Source organism: Pseudomonas sp. O39 (assembly GCF_045447295.1).
In the GTDB taxonomy this organism is placed as follows: Bacteria; Pseudomonadota; Gammaproteobacteria; order Pseudomonadales; family Pseudomonadaceae; genus Aquipseudomonas; species Aquipseudomonas antarctica_A.
The window spans coordinates 1-425 of sequence record NZ_JBJGXV010000079.1; the positions used below are offsets into that span (position 1 = coordinate 1).

Consider the following 425-nt stretch of genomic DNA (forward strand, 5'->3'; position numbering starts at 1 on the left):
ACGCGGTATGCGTGGGATGACAACGGCCGGGTCACGGTTCAGAACGCTGATGGCAGTCGGGAAGTTTACGTCCACGATCAGCGGGCGCGGCTGGTGCAGCGCATTGATCCCGACGGTGCCGAGCACTTCAAATCCTACGATGACAAGGGCCGACTGACGGTCGAGCAGGACCCGTTGGGCGCGGTGACAGCGTATCAGTACGACGACGCAGGACGTCTGGTGGCGTTGTTTCCTGGGGAGGATGAACCGACTTCCTACGAGCATGACAACGGGTTCGTACGGGTAGTACGGCGTGGTGAAGCGGTCTGGAAGTATGAGCGCAACGATCAGGGCGACGTCATTCGTAAGACCGATCCCGACGGCCACATTACGGACTACAGCTACAACAAATACGGGCAACTGACCGGGATTTGGTATCCGGATAA

Annotated in this window: 1 protein-coding gene; it reads left to right on the top strand. The window is 58.8% G+C overall.

Translation table 11 applies throughout. The features are described 5' to 3' along the window. The coding region (locus ACI77D_RS29375; RefSeq protein ID WP_407018109.1) for a hypothetical protein at positions 1 to 425 on the top strand (425 nt) is incomplete at both ends.